This is a genomic window from Crossiella sp. CA198, assembly GCF_052078295.1.
GTDB lineage: Bacteria > Actinomycetota > Actinomycetes > Mycobacteriales > Pseudonocardiaceae > Crossiella.
In genome coordinates this window covers 163054-178528 of record NZ_JBQJIM010000022.1, presented here as the reverse complement: position 1 = coordinate 178528, position 15475 = coordinate 163054, and the positions used below count along the sequence as shown (strand labels likewise).

At 71.9% G+C, this 15475-nt stretch carries 13 protein-coding genes; 4 read left to right on the top strand and 9 right to left on the bottom strand.

The features are described from left to right. Window positions 1-161: 161 nt before the first annotated feature. Window positions 162-533 carry a DUF4307 domain-containing protein gene (locus ACTOWY_RS32685; protein ID WP_441313447.1) on the bottom strand — a complete coding sequence of 124 codons (372 nt, stop codon included), beginning with the start codon at window positions 531-533 and terminating at the stop codon, window positions 162-164. A gap of 193 nt (window positions 534-726) precedes the next feature. On the opposite strand from ACTOWY_RS32685, the gene mca reads away from it, so the two are divergent. Both mca and ACTOWY_RS32675 read left to right on the top strand, forming a co-directional pair. After that, entirely contained in the window at window positions 727-1608 is an 882-nt protein-coding gene (mca, locus tag ACTOWY_RS32680) for a mycothiol conjugate amidase Mca (RefSeq protein ID WP_247755758.1), read from the top strand. After that, window positions 1605-1919, top strand: a complete 315-nt coding sequence (locus ACTOWY_RS32675) for a hypothetical protein (protein ID WP_441313446.1) — start codon at window positions 1605-1607, stop codon at window positions 1917-1919. Before mca ends, ACTOWY_RS32675 begins: the two co-directional genes overlap by 4 nt. A 1-nt stretch (window position 1920) precedes the next feature. On the opposite strand, the gene ACTOWY_RS32670 is transcribed toward ACTOWY_RS32675, so the two are convergent. The 6 genes from ACTOWY_RS32670 to ACTOWY_RS32645 are packed head-to-tail and all read right to left on the bottom strand — an operon-like array spanning window position 1921 to window position 10007. Then, complete coding sequence (locus tag ACTOWY_RS32670; RefSeq protein ID WP_441313445.1) at window positions 1921-2700, bottom strand: nucleotidyltransferase domain-containing protein; 780 nt, start codon at window positions 2698-2700, stop codon at window positions 1921-1923. Continuing rightward, window positions 2697-3389, bottom strand: coding sequence for a nucleotidyltransferase domain-containing protein (locus ACTOWY_RS32665; protein WP_441313444.1), 693 nt, complete (start codon window positions 3387-3389; stop codon window positions 2697-2699). The genes ACTOWY_RS32670 and ACTOWY_RS32665 overlap by 4 nt, the downstream gene beginning before the upstream one ends. Further along, window positions 3386-5920 carry a polynucleotide kinase-phosphatase gene (locus ACTOWY_RS32660; RefSeq protein WP_441313443.1) on the bottom strand — a complete coding sequence of 845 codons (2535 nt, stop codon included), beginning with the start codon at window positions 5918-5920 and terminating at the stop codon, window positions 3386-3388. The genes ACTOWY_RS32665 and ACTOWY_RS32660 overlap by 4 nt, the downstream gene beginning before the upstream one ends. Next, window positions 5917-7317, bottom strand: a complete 1401-nt coding sequence (locus ACTOWY_RS32655; protein ID WP_441313442.1) for a 3' terminal RNA ribose 2'-O-methyltransferase Hen1 — start codon at window positions 7315-7317, stop codon at window positions 5917-5919. Before ACTOWY_RS32655 ends, ACTOWY_RS32660 begins: the two co-directional genes overlap by 4 nt. 42 nt (window positions 7318-7359) lie before the next feature. Continuing rightward, a complete protein-coding gene (gabT, locus tag ACTOWY_RS32650; RefSeq protein WP_441313441.1) occupies window positions 7360-8700 on the bottom strand; it encodes a 4-aminobutyrate--2-oxoglutarate transaminase in 1341 nt (446 codons plus the stop codon). Continuing rightward, window positions 8697-10007, bottom strand: coding sequence for an amino acid permease (locus tag ACTOWY_RS32645; protein ID WP_441313440.1), 1311 nt, complete (start codon window positions 10005-10007; stop codon window positions 8697-8699). Before ACTOWY_RS32645 ends, gabT begins: the two co-directional genes overlap by 4 nt. Before the next feature lie 90 nt (window positions 10008-10097). On the opposite strand from ACTOWY_RS32645, the gene ACTOWY_RS32640 reads away from it, so the two are divergent. Beyond that, complete coding sequence (locus ACTOWY_RS32640; RefSeq protein ID WP_441313439.1) at window positions 10098-11600, top strand: PucR family transcriptional regulator; 1503 nt, start codon at window positions 10098-10100, stop codon at window positions 11598-11600. Between the two features lie 30 nt (window positions 11601-11630). Then, complete coding sequence (locus ACTOWY_RS32635) at window positions 11631-13658, top strand: thioredoxin domain-containing protein (RefSeq protein ID WP_441313438.1); 2028 nt, start codon at window positions 11631-11633, stop codon at window positions 13656-13658. On the opposite strand, the gene ACTOWY_RS32630 is transcribed toward ACTOWY_RS32635, so the two are convergent. Together ACTOWY_RS32630 and ACTOWY_RS32625 are read right to left on the bottom strand one after the other, a co-directional pair. Further along, window positions 13611-14729, bottom strand: coding sequence for a hypothetical protein (locus tag ACTOWY_RS32630; protein ID WP_441313437.1), 1119 nt, complete (start codon window positions 14727-14729; stop codon window positions 13611-13613). The genes ACTOWY_RS32635 and ACTOWY_RS32630 overlap by 48 nt on opposite strands. Next, window positions 14726-15439 carry an ESX secretion-associated protein EspG gene (locus tag ACTOWY_RS32625; RefSeq protein ID WP_441313436.1) on the bottom strand — a complete coding sequence of 238 codons (714 nt, stop codon included), beginning with the start codon at window positions 15437-15439 and terminating at the stop codon, window positions 14726-14728. Before ACTOWY_RS32625 ends, ACTOWY_RS32630 begins: the two co-directional genes overlap by 4 nt. Window positions 15440-15475: the final 36 nt, after the last annotated feature.

The window sequence follows — 15475 nt, the reverse complement described above, 5'->3', positions numbered from 1 at the left end:
CCTCCAGGCCCACGGCTGTGGGCTGGTCGCTCCTGGCAGGGCTGCACCAGGAAACGGAAAAACACGGCCCACACCGGGGCCGTGCTGTCAGGCGAGGGTAACATGGTTACGCGTTCAGCGGGTGGAAATTACGGCTGGCGAGGACCGCTGGCAGGCGCAGTTCACCCGCTTGGCCGCGTGGTGGTCGACAGGTACTCCGGGACCTGGTATGAGCACCCGAACACCACCGCGGTGATGCCCGGCCGGGAGGTCTTGATCACGGCGGACTCGATCACCGTGCTCTCACTCGGCGCGACGTAGACCTCGCGCCGGCCGACCTCGTCGCCGTCCTGGGACCGGGCCCGGACCACACACACCGCGGGGCGCTCCGGCTGGTCCCGCGCGACCTCGAAGCTGATCTTCACCGCTGTGTTGTCGAGCACCTCGTACGCGGTCTGCTTGCCCTCGATCGGCGTGACGCCGAGGTTGCGGTAGCCGACAAAAGCCAGCACCCCGCCCACGGACAGGCCCGCGACCAGCAGTGCCACCCGCACCCATGGGGGTGTCCTTCGATCGGAGGACCGGCCATAACGGCCCTCCGGCAGTGGACGCTCACCCATCGACGCGGACCTCCTGGCCGTCTTTGTCGTACCCGCAGGGAACAATGGGCTGCGACGCCCGCGTTGAGTATCCATGACCGCGCCGACTGGGGGTCGCGCCGGGCTGACGAGAGGACCACGAACACCCATGGCAGAGAAGCTGCGCCTGATGACGGTGCACGCCCACCCTGACGACGAGTCCAGCAAGGGCGCCGCCACCACGGCGAAGCTGGTGGCCGACGGGCATGAGGTCATGGTCGTGACCTGCACCGGGGGCGAGGCGGGCAGCATCCTCAACCCGGCGATGGACCGGCCGGAGATCGTGAACAACCTGGCCGCGGTGCGCCGCGAGGAGATGGCCAGGGCCGCGGAGATCCTCAAGGTCCAGCACCACTGGCTGCCCTACGTCGACTCCGGCCTGCCAGAGGGCGACCCGCTGCCGCCGCTGCCCGAGGGCTGCTTCGCGCTGGTGCCGCTGGAGGAGTCCACCGCCGAGCTGGTCAAGATCGTGCGCGAGTTCCGGCCGCACGTGATGATCACCTATGACGAGAACGGCGGGTACCCGCACCCGGACCACATCCGCTGCCACGAGGTCTCGGTGGCCGCCTTCGAGGCCGCGGGCGACCCGGACCGCTTCCCCGAGGCAGGGGAGCCCTGGCAGCCGCTGAAGCTCTACTACTCGCACGGCTTCTCCAGGAAGAAGCTGATCACCTTCCACGAGACGCTGCTCGCGCGCGGGCTGGAGTCGCCGTATGAGGAGTGGCTCAAGCACTGGGACTCGGACAAGCCCGATGTGATGGAGCGGGTGACGACCCAGGTGGAGTGCGGGGAGTACTTTGAGGTCCGGGACGAGGCGCTGAAGGCGCACGCCACCCAGATCGACCCGACCAGCAGGTGGTTCGCGGTCCCGCTGGACCTCCAGCGGGAGGTGTGGCCCACCGAGGAGTACGAGTTGGCCCGCTCGCTGGTCGACACCACGTTGCCGGAGGATGACCTGTTCGCCGGCGTCCTGACCCAGGTGCGTACATGACTTTGCTCGACACGGTTGGCCACCACGAGACGACCGCTCTCGTGGTGGCTCAGCCGAAGAAGCCGGAGGAGCCCGGCGGCCGCGGCGAGGACTTCGGCAAGTCCAGCCCGGTGGGGCTGGTCCTGCTGATCCTGTTCTTCATCGCGGTGGGTTTCCTGGTGCGCTCGATGAACAAGCACCTGCGCAAGCTGCCGGCCAGCTTCGACAAGGACGCCCCGGTGGCCGAGGAGACCCCGGCGGCCCCGGAACCGGCGGAGGAGAAGCCCGCCGAGTCCAAGGCCAAGCCGGAGGCCACCTCCGGCGCGTCCTGAGCTAGGGCCGCAGCCGCAGCACCAGCTGGTGCATTTCTTCGTGCACGGACGGCTCCTGCGGCAGCGCGGAGCCGTTCTCGGCCACGTCCAGCCACTCCAGCCAGCTGAGCAGGTCCGCCGCGAGGGTCTCCGCGTCCGGCGCGCCGGAGACCGAGTCCAGCGGCCGGTGCTCGCCCTCGACCTTGGCCGTGATCAGCTCGGTCAGGTAGCCGGGTCCGCCCTGGGCCTCGATCAGGCTGGGCAGGTGGGCCAGCACCTGGCCGGTGCGCAGCAGGTGCACCCCGGTGAGCAGCGCGCGGAAGGTGTAGAGCAGCGGTTTCAGCTCGCCATTGCGCTCGAACAGCCGCCACTGGGTCTTGGCGAAGCCGCGGTAGTGGTGGGCGTGCCTGCTGGTCAGGAACCCCGGCGCGAGCGCGATCAGCTCCTGGTGCGCCTGCGTGCTGTGCACCACCAGCGGGGAGAGCAGCTGTTCGGCGACATAGCCGTTGGGGCGTAACAACAATCGGGCGAACTTGGCGATGTCGTGGGTGACCAGGTCCAGTTCGGTGCCCTCGTGCTCCCACATCCGTTCGACCGTCTCCGGGCCGTAGCGCAGGCCGGCCAGCTCGCTGGTGGCGAGCAGGTGCACCCCGCGCAGGTCCACGTCGGAGTCCTTCGACGGGAAGCCGTACAGGTGCGCCCCGGAGACGGTGGCGAACACCAGCGGGCGGTCCTGTTCGGCCACGATGCCGGTCAGCGCCGCGGCGTCCAGGTTGGCGGTGCTCAGGTCTTGCAAGCTCACGTCAGCTCTCCTTCCACGGACCGTCGACGCACCGAGACCAGCCAGCGTTCCACCGCGGCCCGATCCGGCATCGGCGGCAGCGGGCTTTTTCGCTCGGCCAGCTCGATATCGGCCTGCACACCGATCACCCTGGTGCGCAGCGATTCCCAGTCCCGGCCGCCGGATCTGATCTCCAGCAACTCCTCCCGGTACGGCGCGGCGTCGATGCTCAGCTCGCCGGTGCGCACCAGGTGCTCGCACGCCAGCAGCAGCCGCAACCCGTGCATGACCTGCTTCCACTTCGGGTCCCCGCCCTCGGCCATGCTGGCCTGGGCGCGGGTGAACTGCTGCTCGGTGGCCCGGCGGAAGGTCTTCACCGCGCGCAGGGACAGGAAGGCGGGCAGCAGCGCGCGTAACTCCGCGCCGGCCTCCGTGCACTGCTCGACCCGGTCGGCGGCGAGCAGATCCAGCACGCTCGGGTTGGCCTTGAGCGCGAGCAGGCAGAAATGCTCGGCCTCCCAGCTCATCCGCTCCGGCTCCGGGCCCTCCACGCTGTCCGGGGGCTTGACCATGCCCCAGAACAGCTCGGTGGGCGCGGCGTAGACCCCGCGCCGGTCGACGTCGGAGTCCGGCCCGGCCAGCCCGTAGGCGTGCGAGCCGATCACCGCGGACAGGATCGTGTGCTCCCGCACCAGGTCCAGGACGATCACAGTCGCGGGTCCACCGGCTCGGACTCCAGCGCGAGCACCGCGAACACGCACTCGTGCACCCGCCACAGCGGTTCGCCCGCGGCCAGCCGGTCCAGGCCTTCCATGCCCAGCGCGTACTCGCGCAGCGCCAGGGACCGCTTGCCGGCGATCTTGCGCTGGCGGACCCGCTGGAGGTTGGCCGGTTCGGTGTAGTCCGGTCCGTAGATCAGCCGCAGGTATTCCCGCCCGCGCACCTTCAAGCCCGGCTGCACCAGTCCTCGCTTTCCCCGGCTCACGTTCGCCGCCGGTTTGACCACCATGCCCTCGCCCCCGGTGGCGGTCAGCTCCTCCCACCACGCGACGGCCTTGGCCACGGACGCCGGATCCTCGGCATCCACCGCGATGGTGCGGGTGGCGGTGAACAGACCGGGCGCCACGGAGATCATCTTGTCAGCCTGGGCCAGGTGCCAGGCGTGCGCGGTGCCCGCGTGGTTGCGACCCTCGGAGGCCAGCAGCTGGAACGGGGCCAGCCGCAGGCCGTCCAGGCCGTCGGTGGGCCAGCAGTAGCGCTGGTGCACCAGGTCGAAGGCGGCGGCGTTGGCCAGCCGGGATTCGGTGCGCGCCAGCAACTCCGCCACGTCCAGCCCGCGTCCGGCGGCCTGGCGCAGGGTGTCGGCGGCCACCGGCAGCGCGGCGGTGGCCGCGGCGCCCACCGCGGCGTACTGCTCGCGGATCAGCCCGCCCGCCTTGGCGCTCCAGGGCAGCAGTTCGGCGTCCAGCAGCAGCCAGTCGGTGTCCAGCTCGGCCCACAGCCCGGCCGCGCCGATCGCGTCCCTGACCCCGGCGAGCAGCTCGTCCCCTCGCTTGTCGGCGAAGAAGGCGCGCCCGGTGCGGGTGTGGATCACGCCCGGCCCGGCCACGCCGAACCGCTTGCGCGCGGTGTCCTCATCGCGGCAGATGAGCACCACCGCGCGCGAGCCCATGTGCTTCTCCTCGCACAGCAGCTCGCGCACGCCGTCGGCCAGGTAGGCGGTGAAGGCCTCGGCCGGGTGCTCCAGCAGGTCCGGCACGGCCGAGGTGTTCACCGGGGCCATGGTCGGCGGCAGGTAGAGCAGCCAGCGCGGGTCCAGGGCGAACCGGCTCATCACCTCCAGCGCGGCCGCGGCGTGTTCGGCGGTCACCGTGACCCGCCCGTGCAACTTGGTCTCGATCACCCGCTTGCCGGCCACATCGGACAGTTCCAGCAGATCCGGTTCACGCTCCGGCGGCGCGGCCGGGATGAGCGGCTTCGTCGGCTCGTACCAGACCTTCACCGAGGGCACCGAGACGATCTCGCGCTCCGGGTAGCGCAGCGCGGTCAGCTTGTTGCCGAAGACCGCGCCGGTGTCCAGGCACAGGGTGTTGTTGACCCACTCCACCTCCGGGATGGGGGTGTGCCCGTAGAGCACCATGGCCCGGCCGCGGTAGTCGTTGGCCCACGGATACCGCACCGGCAGCCCGTACTCGTCGGTCTCGCCGGTGGTGTCGCCGTAGAGCGCGAAGCTGCGCACCCGGCCGGAGGCGCGGCCGTGGAAGCGTTCCGGCAGGCCGGCGTGCGCCACCACCAGATCGCCGCCGTCGAGCAGGTAGTGCGAGACCAGGCCGTAGCAGAACTCGGCCACCCTGGTCTGGAACTCCTTGGGCTGCCCGGCGAGCTGGTCAAGGGATTCGGCCAGGCCGTGCGAGACGGTGACCTTGCGGCCGGTGAGCGCGCGGTGCAGCTTCTGCTCGTGGTTGCCGCAGACGCAGATCGCGGTGCCCGCCTCGACCATGTTCATCACCAGCCGCAGCACGCCGGGGGTGTCCGGGCCGCGGTCGACCAGATCGCCGACGAAGACCGCGATCCGGCCCTCCGGGTGGCTGGCGCCGACGGCCTTCTTGTTCTCCCACTCCAGGTCCCAGCCCAACTCGGTGAGCAGCGACTCCAGTTCGCCGCGGCAGCCGTGCACATCGCCGATCACGTCGAACGGCCCGGTCAGCCCGGTGCGGTCGTTGATCAGCGGCTGCATCACGATGGTGGCCGCGTCGATCTCCTCCTGGCCGTGCAGGGTGTGCACCTTCTTCAGGCCCTCGCGCACCAGGTGTTTCTGCGAGCGGCGCAGCTGGGAGCGCTGGCGGGCGATCACGTCGGCGCCGAAGGTCCGGTCGGCGCGTGCGGCGTTGCGCTGCACGCACACCGCTTCCGGCACATCCAGCACGATGCCCACCGGCAGCACGTGGTGCTGCTTGGCCAGTGCGATCAGGGTGGCCCGGGAGCCGGGCTGCACGTTGGTGGCGTCCACGACGGTGAGCAGTCCGGCGGCCAGTCGTTTGCCCGCCACGTAGTTCAGCGCGTCGAAGGCGTCCGCGGTGGCCTCCTGGTTGTTCTCGTCATCGCTGACCAGACCGCGGAAGTAGTCGCTGGAGAGCACCTGGGTCGGCTTGAAGTGCTTGGCGGCGAAGCTGGACTTGCCTGCGCCTGAGACGCCGATGAGCAGCACCAGCGACTTGTCCGGGATGGACAGTTCGGTCATCGGGCCACCTCCGTGCGGCGGAACAGGGCGAGCTGGGTCGGCGGTCCGACCTCGGGGTCTTCCGGGCCGACCGGGCGGAACTCCACGTGGTAGCCGTAGCGCTGGGCGATGTCCTGGGCCCAGTCCCGGAACTCCGCGCGGGTCCACTCGAAACGGTGGTCCGGATGCCGGAACTCACCGGCCGGCAGGTCGGGGAAGCGCACGTTGTACTCCACGTTGGGCGTGGTGACCAGCACTGATGCGGGTTTGGCCGTACCGAAGACCGCGCGGGCCAGCGCGGGCAGTCGCGGCGGGTCGACGTGCTCGACGACCTCCATCAGCACCGCCGCGTCGAAGCCGCGCAGTCCGGCGTCCACATAGGTCAGCGCGGACTGGCGCAGGGTGAGCCGCGCCGCCACGTGCTCGGACATCCGGTCCAGGTTGAGCCCGCGTTCGGCGTTGGCCAGCGCCTGCGCGGAGACGTCCACGCCGAGGATGCGGGTGAAGTGCAGATCCGCCAGCAGCCCACGCAGCAGCGCCCCGCCACCGCAACCGAGGTCGACCACCTGTTTGGCGCCGATCTCCTTGAGTAGAGCCATGATCGTGTCGCGCCGGGTGGCCGCGAGCGGTTCCCTGGCCGGGGTCTCGGTGATCACGGCCGGGTCCAGGGCGTTGTCCAGGGCCTCGGGTTCGGTGTCCTCGGCCTCGGCCAGCCGGGTCAGCGCGGCGTCCACCAGCCCGCGGCGGTGCCGCAGGTAACGACGGCTGACCAGGTCGCGCTCCGGGTGCCCGGCCAGCCAGTCCGCGCCGGCCCGCAGCAGCTTCTCCACCTCGTCCTCGGCCACCCAGTAGTGCTTGACGTTGTCCAGCACCGGGAGCAGCACGTAGAGGTGGTTGAGCGCCTCGGCCAGCCGCAGGGTGCCGGTGAGCCGCAGGTCGACATACGGCGAGTCGCCCCAGCCGGTCATCGGGATCGGCCGGGCGTCCACGGTCCAGCCCAGCGGCTCGAACAGCCTGCTCACCAGGTCGGCAGGCCCGTGACAGGGCACCGCGGGCAGGTGCGCCTGGAGTGGCAGCGGGGTGGCGGCCAGTTCCGGCTTGGCCTCGCAGCGACCGCCCAGCGCGGTGCGGAAGACCTTGCCCAGGGCCACCGCGAGCATCGAGGAGGCCACGTAGGGCCGGTCGTTGACGTAGCGGCCCAGGCTGAACGCGGTGTTCTCCCGGCCCCGCCGCACCAGTTCGATCGGGTCGAGTTCCAGCAGCAGCCCGACCGTGCACTGATGCTCTTCCGCCTGTGGGTAGAACACGTGCGCGGTCCCGGCGGCGACCTCGAAGGTCTGCACCTTGCCGGGATGCTTGTGCAGCAGGAAGCCGAGGTCCGTCGCCGGCTGGTGGGTCGTGGTCAGGGTGAACAGCACGAGCGGGAAGTATCCCCGCTCGCGCTGCTCCCCGCTCTCGCATTAAGCAGCTTCTGAAGCCGCTTCCCGGATCGCTGTCTCCAGCACGTCCAGGCCCTCGGCCAACAGATCCTCGCCGATCACCAGCGGCGGCAGCAGGCGGATGACGTTGCCGAAGGTGCCGCAGGTGAGCACGATCACCCCGGCCGCGTGGCAGTCCGCGGCGACCCGTTTGGCCAGCGCCGCGTCCGGGGCGCCGCCGTCGCGGACGAACTCGATCGCCAGCATCGCGCCCCGGCCGCGCACCTCGCCGATGCTCGGCGTGGTCGCGGCGAGTGCGCGCAGCCGGGTCCCGGCCAGGGCTTCGATGCGGCGGGCGGCGGTGGCCAGGTCGAGTTCGCGCATCCGGGCGATGGTGGCCAGCCCGGCGGCGCACGCGAGGGGGTTGCCGCCGTAGGTGCCGCCGAGGCCGCCGGGGTGCACCGCGGACATGACGTCGGCGCGGCCGGTGACCGCCGCGAGGGGCAGGCCACCCGCGATGCCCTTGGCGGTGGTGATCAGGTCGGGCACCACGTGCTCGTGGTTGACCGCGAACCAGTCGCCGGTGCGGCAGAAGCCGGTCTGGATCTCATCGGCGATGAACAGCGCGCCGGAGGCGGTGCACCAGGTGGACAGGGCGGGCAGGAAGCCCTCGGCCGGGACCACGAAGCCGCCCTCGCCCTGGATGGGTTCGATCAGCACCGCGGCCACGTTCCGCGCGCCGACCTGGGTTTCGATGGCCTCGATCGCCCGCGCCGCGGCCTCGGGGCCGGTGAGTCCGTCCCGGTACGGGTAGGACATCGGCACCCGGTACACCTCGGGCGCGAACGGGCCGAAGCCCTGCTTGTACGGCATGTTCTTGGCGGTCAGGGCCATGGTGAGGTTGGTGCGGCCGTGGTAGGCGTGCTCGAAGACGATCACCGCGGCCCGGCCGGTGGCGTAGCGGGCGATCTTGACCGCGTTCTCCACCGCCTCCGCGCCGGAGTTGAACAGCGCCGAGCGCTTGTCGAACTCGCCGGGGGTGATGGCGTTGAGCTGCTCGCACACCTCGACGTAGCTCTCATACGGGTTGATCATCACGCAGGTGTGGGTGAACCGGGCGGCCTGCTCGGCCACGGCCGCGACCACCACCGGGTCCGCGTTGCCCACCCCGGTCACCGCGATGCCGGAGGCCAGGTCGATCAGCGAGTTGCCGTCCACGTCCACCAGCACCCCGCCACCAGCCTCGGCGGCGAAGGCGGGCACGGTCACCCCGATGCCTGGCGCGACCGCGTTCTCCTTGCGCGCCAACAGTTCCTGCGACCTGGGGCCGGGCAGGGCGGTGGCCAGCGTGCGCTGCTGGGGCGGTCCGGCCTGTCGGGTCATGACGTGACGCTCCTCTGGTTTCGTTGGCGCAGAAGGGAAACAATCAGCACGATGGCGGCGACGCCGAGGCTGACCAGCAGCTGCGGGCGGGCGCCGGGGTCGAAGAGCATGCCGATCAGCAGCGCGACCATGGCCAGGATGCTCAGCCAGGTCAGCATCGCCCTGGACCGGACCGACCGCAGGTGCGACACCGCGATCACCAGCCACACCAGCAGCGCGATCGCGCCGGAGGAGTTGACCAGGAAGGTGAACACGTCCTGCGGCGCGAAGTAGTTGAGCGCCACCGTGCCGAAGCCGAACACGGTGGAGACCAGCACCGCCCGGCGCGGCGAACCACTGCGGCTGAGCCGCTGCCAGGAGCGGGGCGCCTCACCGCGCCCGGCCAGCGAGAAGGCCATCCGGGATGCGGTGTACAGGCCGGAGTTGAGGCAGGACAGCACCGAGGTCAGCACCACCACGTCCATCACGGTGGCCGCCCCCGGCAGGCCGAGCCGGGCCAGCACCGCGACGTAGGGACTGGTGGCCACACTGGCGTCGTCGTAAGGCAGCAGGGTCACCACCACCGCGATGGAACCCAGGTAGAACACCAGGATCCGCCACACCACTGAGCGCACCGCGATCCGCACCGCGCGCTGCGGATCGGCTGACTCGCCCGCGGCCACGGTGGCGATCTCCGCGCCGAAGAAGGAGAACACCACCACCAGCATCGCGGAGAACACCGGCGCGGCCCCGTTCGGGAAGAACCCGCCGTGGCCAACGAGATTGTCCGTGCCGGGGGAGGTGATCCCGGGCAGGGTGCCCGCGATCGCGGCCACGCCCAGCAGCAGGAACACCGTGATCGCGGCGACCTTGACCGAGGCGAACCAGAACTCGAACTCGCCGTAGGAGCGCACCGAGAACAGGTTGGTCGCGGTGAGCAGCACCATCAGCGCCAGCGCCCAGCCCCACTGCGGGATCGCGGGCAGCCAGCGGTGCACGATGGCCGCGCCCGCGGTGGCCTCGATGCCGACCGTGACCACCCAGAACCACCAGTACAGCCAGCCGATGGAGAACCCGGCCCAGCGGCCGATCGCGCGGTCGGCGTAGGTGGAGAAGGAGCCGGTCTCCGGGGTGGCCGCGGCCATCTCGCCGAGCATCCGCATCACCAGCACGACCAGCAGCCCGGCCACCGCGTAGGAGATCAGCACGGCCGGACCGGCCTTGGCGATGGCCGCGCCGGAGCCCACGAACAGCCCGGCGCCGATCACCCCGGCGATGGCGATCATCGACAGGTGCCGCTGCCGCAGGGTGCGTTCCAGGGTGGCCATGGGCCCGAGTGTGCGAGCCGCCACACCCGGCGGGAAGTCGACAAAGTGGCTAGGTTGGTCTCGTCACCACTCCACTGTGTAGAGGTTCTCGTGCCGCTGACCCTGCGCGCGCTGCTGGAGCTGCCCGATCTGGGCCTCCGGCTGCTGGCCGGTGAGCCGGGCCTGGACCGGCCGTTGCCCTGGGCGCACGTCAGCGAACTGGCCGATCCGACGCCGTTCCTGGAAGGCGGCGAACTGCTGCTGAGCACCGGACTGGCGTTGCCGCCCGGTGCCAGGGAGCGGCGGTCCTACCTGGACCGGCTGGCCACGGCGGGTGCGGCCGGGCTGGCCTTCGGCACCGGGCTGAGTCACCAGCAGGTGCCCGCCGAACTGGTGAAAGCCGCGCGGGCGCGGGATTTCCCGCTGCTGGAGGTGCCAAGGGCCACCCCGTTCATCGCGGTCACCAAGGCGGTCAGCCGGTCGCTGGCCGCCGACTCACATGCCGAGGCGACCAGGATGAGCGGCGCGTTGCAGGCCCTGGCGGGTGCGGCCACCGGGGTGGACGGACTCGGCGCGGTGCTGCGGCGGCTGGCCCGCGAACTCGACGCCTGGGTGGTGCTGCTCGACGTGGCGGGCGAACCGCTGCGGGCCGCCCCGGCCAGTGCCCGCGGCCGGGTGGCCGGGGCCGCCGAACTGCTGGACCGGCTGCGTGCGGCCCGGCCGCCCGCCGCGGTCACCGTGCAGGCTGACGGCGAGCGGGTCACCGCACAGGCCCTCGGCGCGGGCAGGCGGACCAGGGCCTTCCTGTTGCTGGGCAGTGCCCGCGCCTGGACGGTGGCCGAACAGCACCTGCTCGGCGCGGCCGCCTCGCTGCTCGCGCTGGCCCTGGCCCAGACCGGCGGCCTGGACTCGGCCGCGCGCCGGTTGCGTGCCGGACTGTTCGAGCTGCTCGCCGCCGGGCAGCGGGAGCTGGTCGCCGAGGTGGTCCGGCCACTGTGGGGCGCGCTGCCCGCGCCGCCGCTGCGGGTGCTCGCGCTGACCGGCGCCGCCCCGGCCCGCACCGCGGCGGCCGACCTGCTCAGCGCCCAGGGCATGGCCGAACCCTGCTTCTTCGCCGAGGTCGAGGACCGGGTGCTGGTGCTGGCCGCATCACCCGCGCTGCTGGCCTGGTGCCGTGAGCTGCCTGCCCGGGTGCCCGGCCTGACCCTGGGCGTCTCCGGCCCGGTCACCGAGGTCGCCGAAGGCCACCGGCAGGCCCTGGCCGCCGCGGACGCCGCCCGCCGACACGGCCGGGTGGTCCTGGAATTCGCCGATCTGGCGGGCTCCGGACTGCTCGGGCTGCTCGACCCGCGCCGCGCCGCCGCCTTCGCCGAAGCCTTGCTCAGTCCGCTGAGCACGCACGATGCCACCGGCCGCGGCGACTTGCTGACCTCCCTGCGGGTCTGGCTCGGCCACCATGGACAGTGGGACCCGGCCGCGCAACAGCTTGGTGTCCACCGGCACACCTTGCGTAACCGAATGCGTAGGGTGGCCGATCTGCTGGGCAAGGACCTGGAATCACCCGGAATCCGCGCCGAGCTGTGGCTCGCCCTGCACCTGCATCGGCCAGACTGAACTCGCCACCGACGCTCGGGAGACGCACTCATGCCGAACCGCCTCGCCGCGGCGACCAGCCCGTACCTGCTCCAGCACGCCGACAACCCGGTGGACTGGTGGCCGTGGTGCGACGAGGCGTTCGCGGAGGCCCGCCGCCGGAATGTGCCGGTGCTGCTCTCGGTCGGTTACGCGGCCTGCCACTGGTGCCACGTGATGGCGCACGAGTCCTTCGAGAACCCGGTGATCGCCGAACTGATGAACGCCGGGTTCGTCAACGTCAAGGTCGACCGCGAGGAACGGCCGGATGTGGACGCGGTCTACATGGAGGCCACCCAGGCGATGACCGGCCACGGTGGCTGGCCGATGACCTGCTTCCTCACCCCCGAGGGCGAGCCGTTCCACTGCGGCACCTACTACCCGCCGCAGCCGCGCCCCGGCATCCCGTCCTTCCAGCAGCTGCTGGCCGCGGTGATCGAGGCCTGGACCGAACGCGGGGACGAGGTGCGCGAGGCGGCCCGCTCGGTGGTGGCCCAGCTGACCGAATCCGCCCGGCCGCTGCCACAGTCCACTGTGGACAGTGAAGTGCTGGCGCAGGCGGTGACCGCGCTGTCCCAGGAGTTCGACCCGGTGCACGCCGGATTCGGTGGCGCGCCGAAGTTCCCGCCGTCGATGGTGCTGGAGTTCCTGCTCCGCCACCACGAGCGCACCGGCTCGCCCGAGGCGCTCTCGCTGGCCGAGCGCACCTGCGAGGCAATGGCCCGCGGCGGCCTGTACGACCAGCTCGGCGGCGGTTTCGCCCGGTACAGCGTGGACGCCGCCTGGGTGGTGCCGCACTTCGAGAAGATGTTGTACGACAACGCGTTGCTGCTGCGCGTCTACACCCACCTGGCCCGCCGCACCGGCTCCGCGCTGGCCCGCAGGGTCGCGGTGGAGACCGCGGAGTTCCTGCTCACCGACCTGCACACACTGCAGGGCGGCTTCGCCTCCTCACTGGACGCCGACACCGACGGCGTGGAGGGCCTGACCTACGCCTGGACCCCGGCCCAGCTCACCGAGCTGCTCGGCGCGCAGGACGGGCCCTGGGCCGCGAACCTGTTGCGGGTCACCGACTCCGGCACCTTCGAGGACGGCATGTCCACCCTCCAGCTGCTCGCCGACCCGGACGATCCGGCGCGCTGGCAACGGATCCGCACCGTATTGCGCACGGCGCGGGCCGCCCGCCCGCAGCCCGGCCGGGACGACAAGGTGGTCACCGCCTGGAACAGCCTGGCCATCGCCGCGCTGGCCGAGGGCGGCGCCTACTTCGACCGGCCACAGTGGATCGACGCCGCCGTCTTCGCCGCCGACCTGCTGCTGGGCACCCACCTGGTGGAGGGCAGGCTGCGCCGCAGCTCCCGCGAGGGCACCGCGGGCGCCGCGGTCGGCGTGCTGGAGGACTACGCCACCACCGCCGAGGCATTCCTGGTGCTGCACCAGGTCACCGGCCAGTCCCGCTGGCTGACCCACGCCTGCGGCCTGCTGGACACCGCACTGGAACAGTTCGCCGACCCGGAGAATCCCGGCGTCTTCTTCGACACCGCCGCCGACGCGGAGAAACTGGTCCGCCGCCCCAGCGACGTCTCCGACAACGCCACCCCCAGCGGCGCCGCCGCACTGGCAGGCGCCCTGCTGACCGCCTCCGTACTGGCAGGCTCCGACCGGGCGAGCACCTACCGGGTGGCCGCGGAGAGCGCGCTGAGCCGGGCAGGCGTGCTGGCCGCCCGCGCGCCCAGGTTCGCCGGCTGGTGGCTGGCCGTGGCCGAGGCGGTGCAGCACGGTCCGGTGCAGGTCGCGGTGGTCAGCTCCGGCGCGGACAACCGCCGCTGGGAATTGATGGCCGCCGCCCGCTCCGCCCTGCCCGCGGGCGCGGTGCTGATCGGCGGCGAGCCGGACGAGCCGGGCGTGCCCCTGCTGACGGCCCGCCCGCTGGTCAACGGCACCGCCGCCGGGTACGTGTGCCGGGGCTACGTCTGCGAGCGGCCGGTGACCTCAGTCGTGGAGCTGACCGGCGCGATCCGCCGCGCGGTCCGGAGCTGAGTCGGGGTCCGGACCGATCCGCACCCCGTCCAGCCGCAGCGGCGCGGCGAAGAAGGTGCTGCTGAAGTCCGGTCGCCGGGCGAACCAGGAACCGGTCAGACTGACCAGTCCGGCGAACCGGCAGTCGGCGAAGTCGGTCCGGTCGGCGAACCCGGCCATGCAGTGCACCGGGCCGTCGAAGCAGGCCTGCCGGAACTCCGCGGCCCGCTCGAACCGGGTCTGGGCGAGCTTCACCTGCTCCCGCACCTTGATCGAGGCGAACCCGGCGGCCTGCCGGAACTCGGCGCGGTCGGCGGTCAGCTCGCCCAGCCGCGCCTGCTCGAAGTGCGCCGGACCGTGGAAGACCGCGTCGCACAGGGTCAGCCGTCTGGTTACCCGGACCTCGCGCAGGCTGGTCGGGCCGTGCAGCACCGCGCGGCTGAGGTCCACACTGGTGAAGGACAGTCTGGCCAGGGTCAGCCCGTCCAGCACGGTGTCGGACAGGTCCAGCACCAGCTGACCCGGCGCCGACCGCAGCACCCTGTCCAGCACCTTCTGCGTTTCCCGGCGCAGGTGCCGCGCCCCCGGCTCCTCGGCCGGGATCGCCTGCCGCAGGAACACGCACACGATGTCGACCACCTGCTGCGCCATGGCCGGGCGGGCCGCGGCGATCCCGGCCAGCGCGTACAGCGCGCCCACCCGCACCTGCGCGGCCGCGTTGCCCAGCAACTCCACCGTGCCGACGAAGCTCTCATCGGCCACCCGCTGCCGCTCCTGCTCGTGCTTGAGCTGGTCCAGTTCGTGCCGCTGGAGTTCCAGCGCTTGTTTCTGCCGCTCGGTCTCGGCCTTCTCCCGGTCCAGCTGCGCGCGTTCCTCCTCCACCCGCCTGCGCCGGTCGGCCAGCCAGGCGGTGTACCCGGTCAGCACCATGGTGGCCAGCGCGGTGCTGGTCAGCATCGGGCTCTGGCCGAACTCCTGGCCGGTGATCAGCAGCCAGGGCACCACGACGAGCAGCGGCAGGAAGGTCATGCCGATCACCGCCAGCGGCAGCCGCTCCCGCCGCCAGCGGCCCTCGATCCACCGCCCGGTCATCGCGGGTCCAGCAGTTCGCCGACCGTCCGGGCCAGCAGCTTCGGGTCGGCCCTGACCAGCGTGGTGTGCGTGCCCGCGGCGTAGACCAGGTGCCTGCCGTAACGCTCGCCGTCGTTGACCAGCAGCTGGCGCTCGATCCGCCGCGGGGTGTCCCAGCAGGCCCGCACGGTGCCGCCGATCTGCGCCCGGCGCACCACCGGATCGGCCACCAGCGGCGCCAGCACGCCCCGGTCCGCCTTGGACAGCGGCCGGTCCCACGGGTCGGGGCCGCCCACGGTGAACGCGCGCAGCTGGGTGGTGGGCACGGACAGCTGACGCAGCGTGCCGCGCGGGTGCTCGGGCAGCTCGGCCAGCAACGCGGTGGCCAGCCCGGTGTCCCGCACCGTCCGCAGGGTCAGCCCGGCGGGGGAGAGCACGGCCAGCCCGGCCCGGTCCGGCCCGCCCGCGGCGGCCAGCGCGCGCACCCAGCCGCCCCGGCCGACCAGCCGCAGGTCCAGCGACCGGCTGTGCTCGGCGAGCAGCCGGACCAGCGACAGCACGTCCTCGGCGATCCGCCGATCGTCCCGGTATCCCTTGGCGGCCAGCTCGTCCATGCCCTGGCGCTGGCTCGCCGCCCGGTCCGGATAGTCGCCGCTCTCCGGGGCCACGTCCAGCACCACCGGCTGCGGCCGGTCCTCGTGCACGGCGTGCCAGAGCGTGCTGAAACCCAAGCGGGACAAGGGTTCTCGGCTGAAGTACGACATAGC

Excerpts from the sequence above, each read along its gene's own strand:
- mca (WP_247755758.1), top strand. The coding sequence starts at position 727 with ATGGCAGAGAAGCTGCGCCTGATGACGGTGCACGCCCACCCTGACGAC.
- ACTOWY_RS32675 (WP_441313446.1), top strand. The coding sequence starts at position 1,605 with ATGACTTTGCTCGACACGGTTGGCCACCACGAGACGACCGCTCTCGTG.
- ACTOWY_RS32660 (WP_441313443.1), bottom strand. The coding sequence starts at position 5,920 with ATGACCGAACTGTCCATCCCGGACAAGTCGCTGGTGCTGCTCATCGGC.
- gabT (WP_441313441.1), bottom strand. The coding sequence starts at position 8,700 with ATGACCCGACAGGCCGGACCGCCCCAGCAGCGCACGCTGGCCACCGCC.
- ACTOWY_RS32645 (WP_441313440.1), bottom strand. The coding sequence starts at position 10,007 with ATGGCCACCCTGGAACGCACCCTGCGGCAGCGGCACCTGTCGATGATC.
- ACTOWY_RS32635 (WP_441313438.1), top strand. The coding sequence starts at position 11,631 with ATGCCGAACCGCCTCGCCGCGGCGACCAGCCCGTACCTGCTCCAGCAC.
- ACTOWY_RS32630 (WP_441313437.1), bottom strand. The coding sequence starts at position 14,729 with ATGACCGGGCGGTGGATCGAGGGCCGCTGGCGGCGGGAGCGGCTGCCG.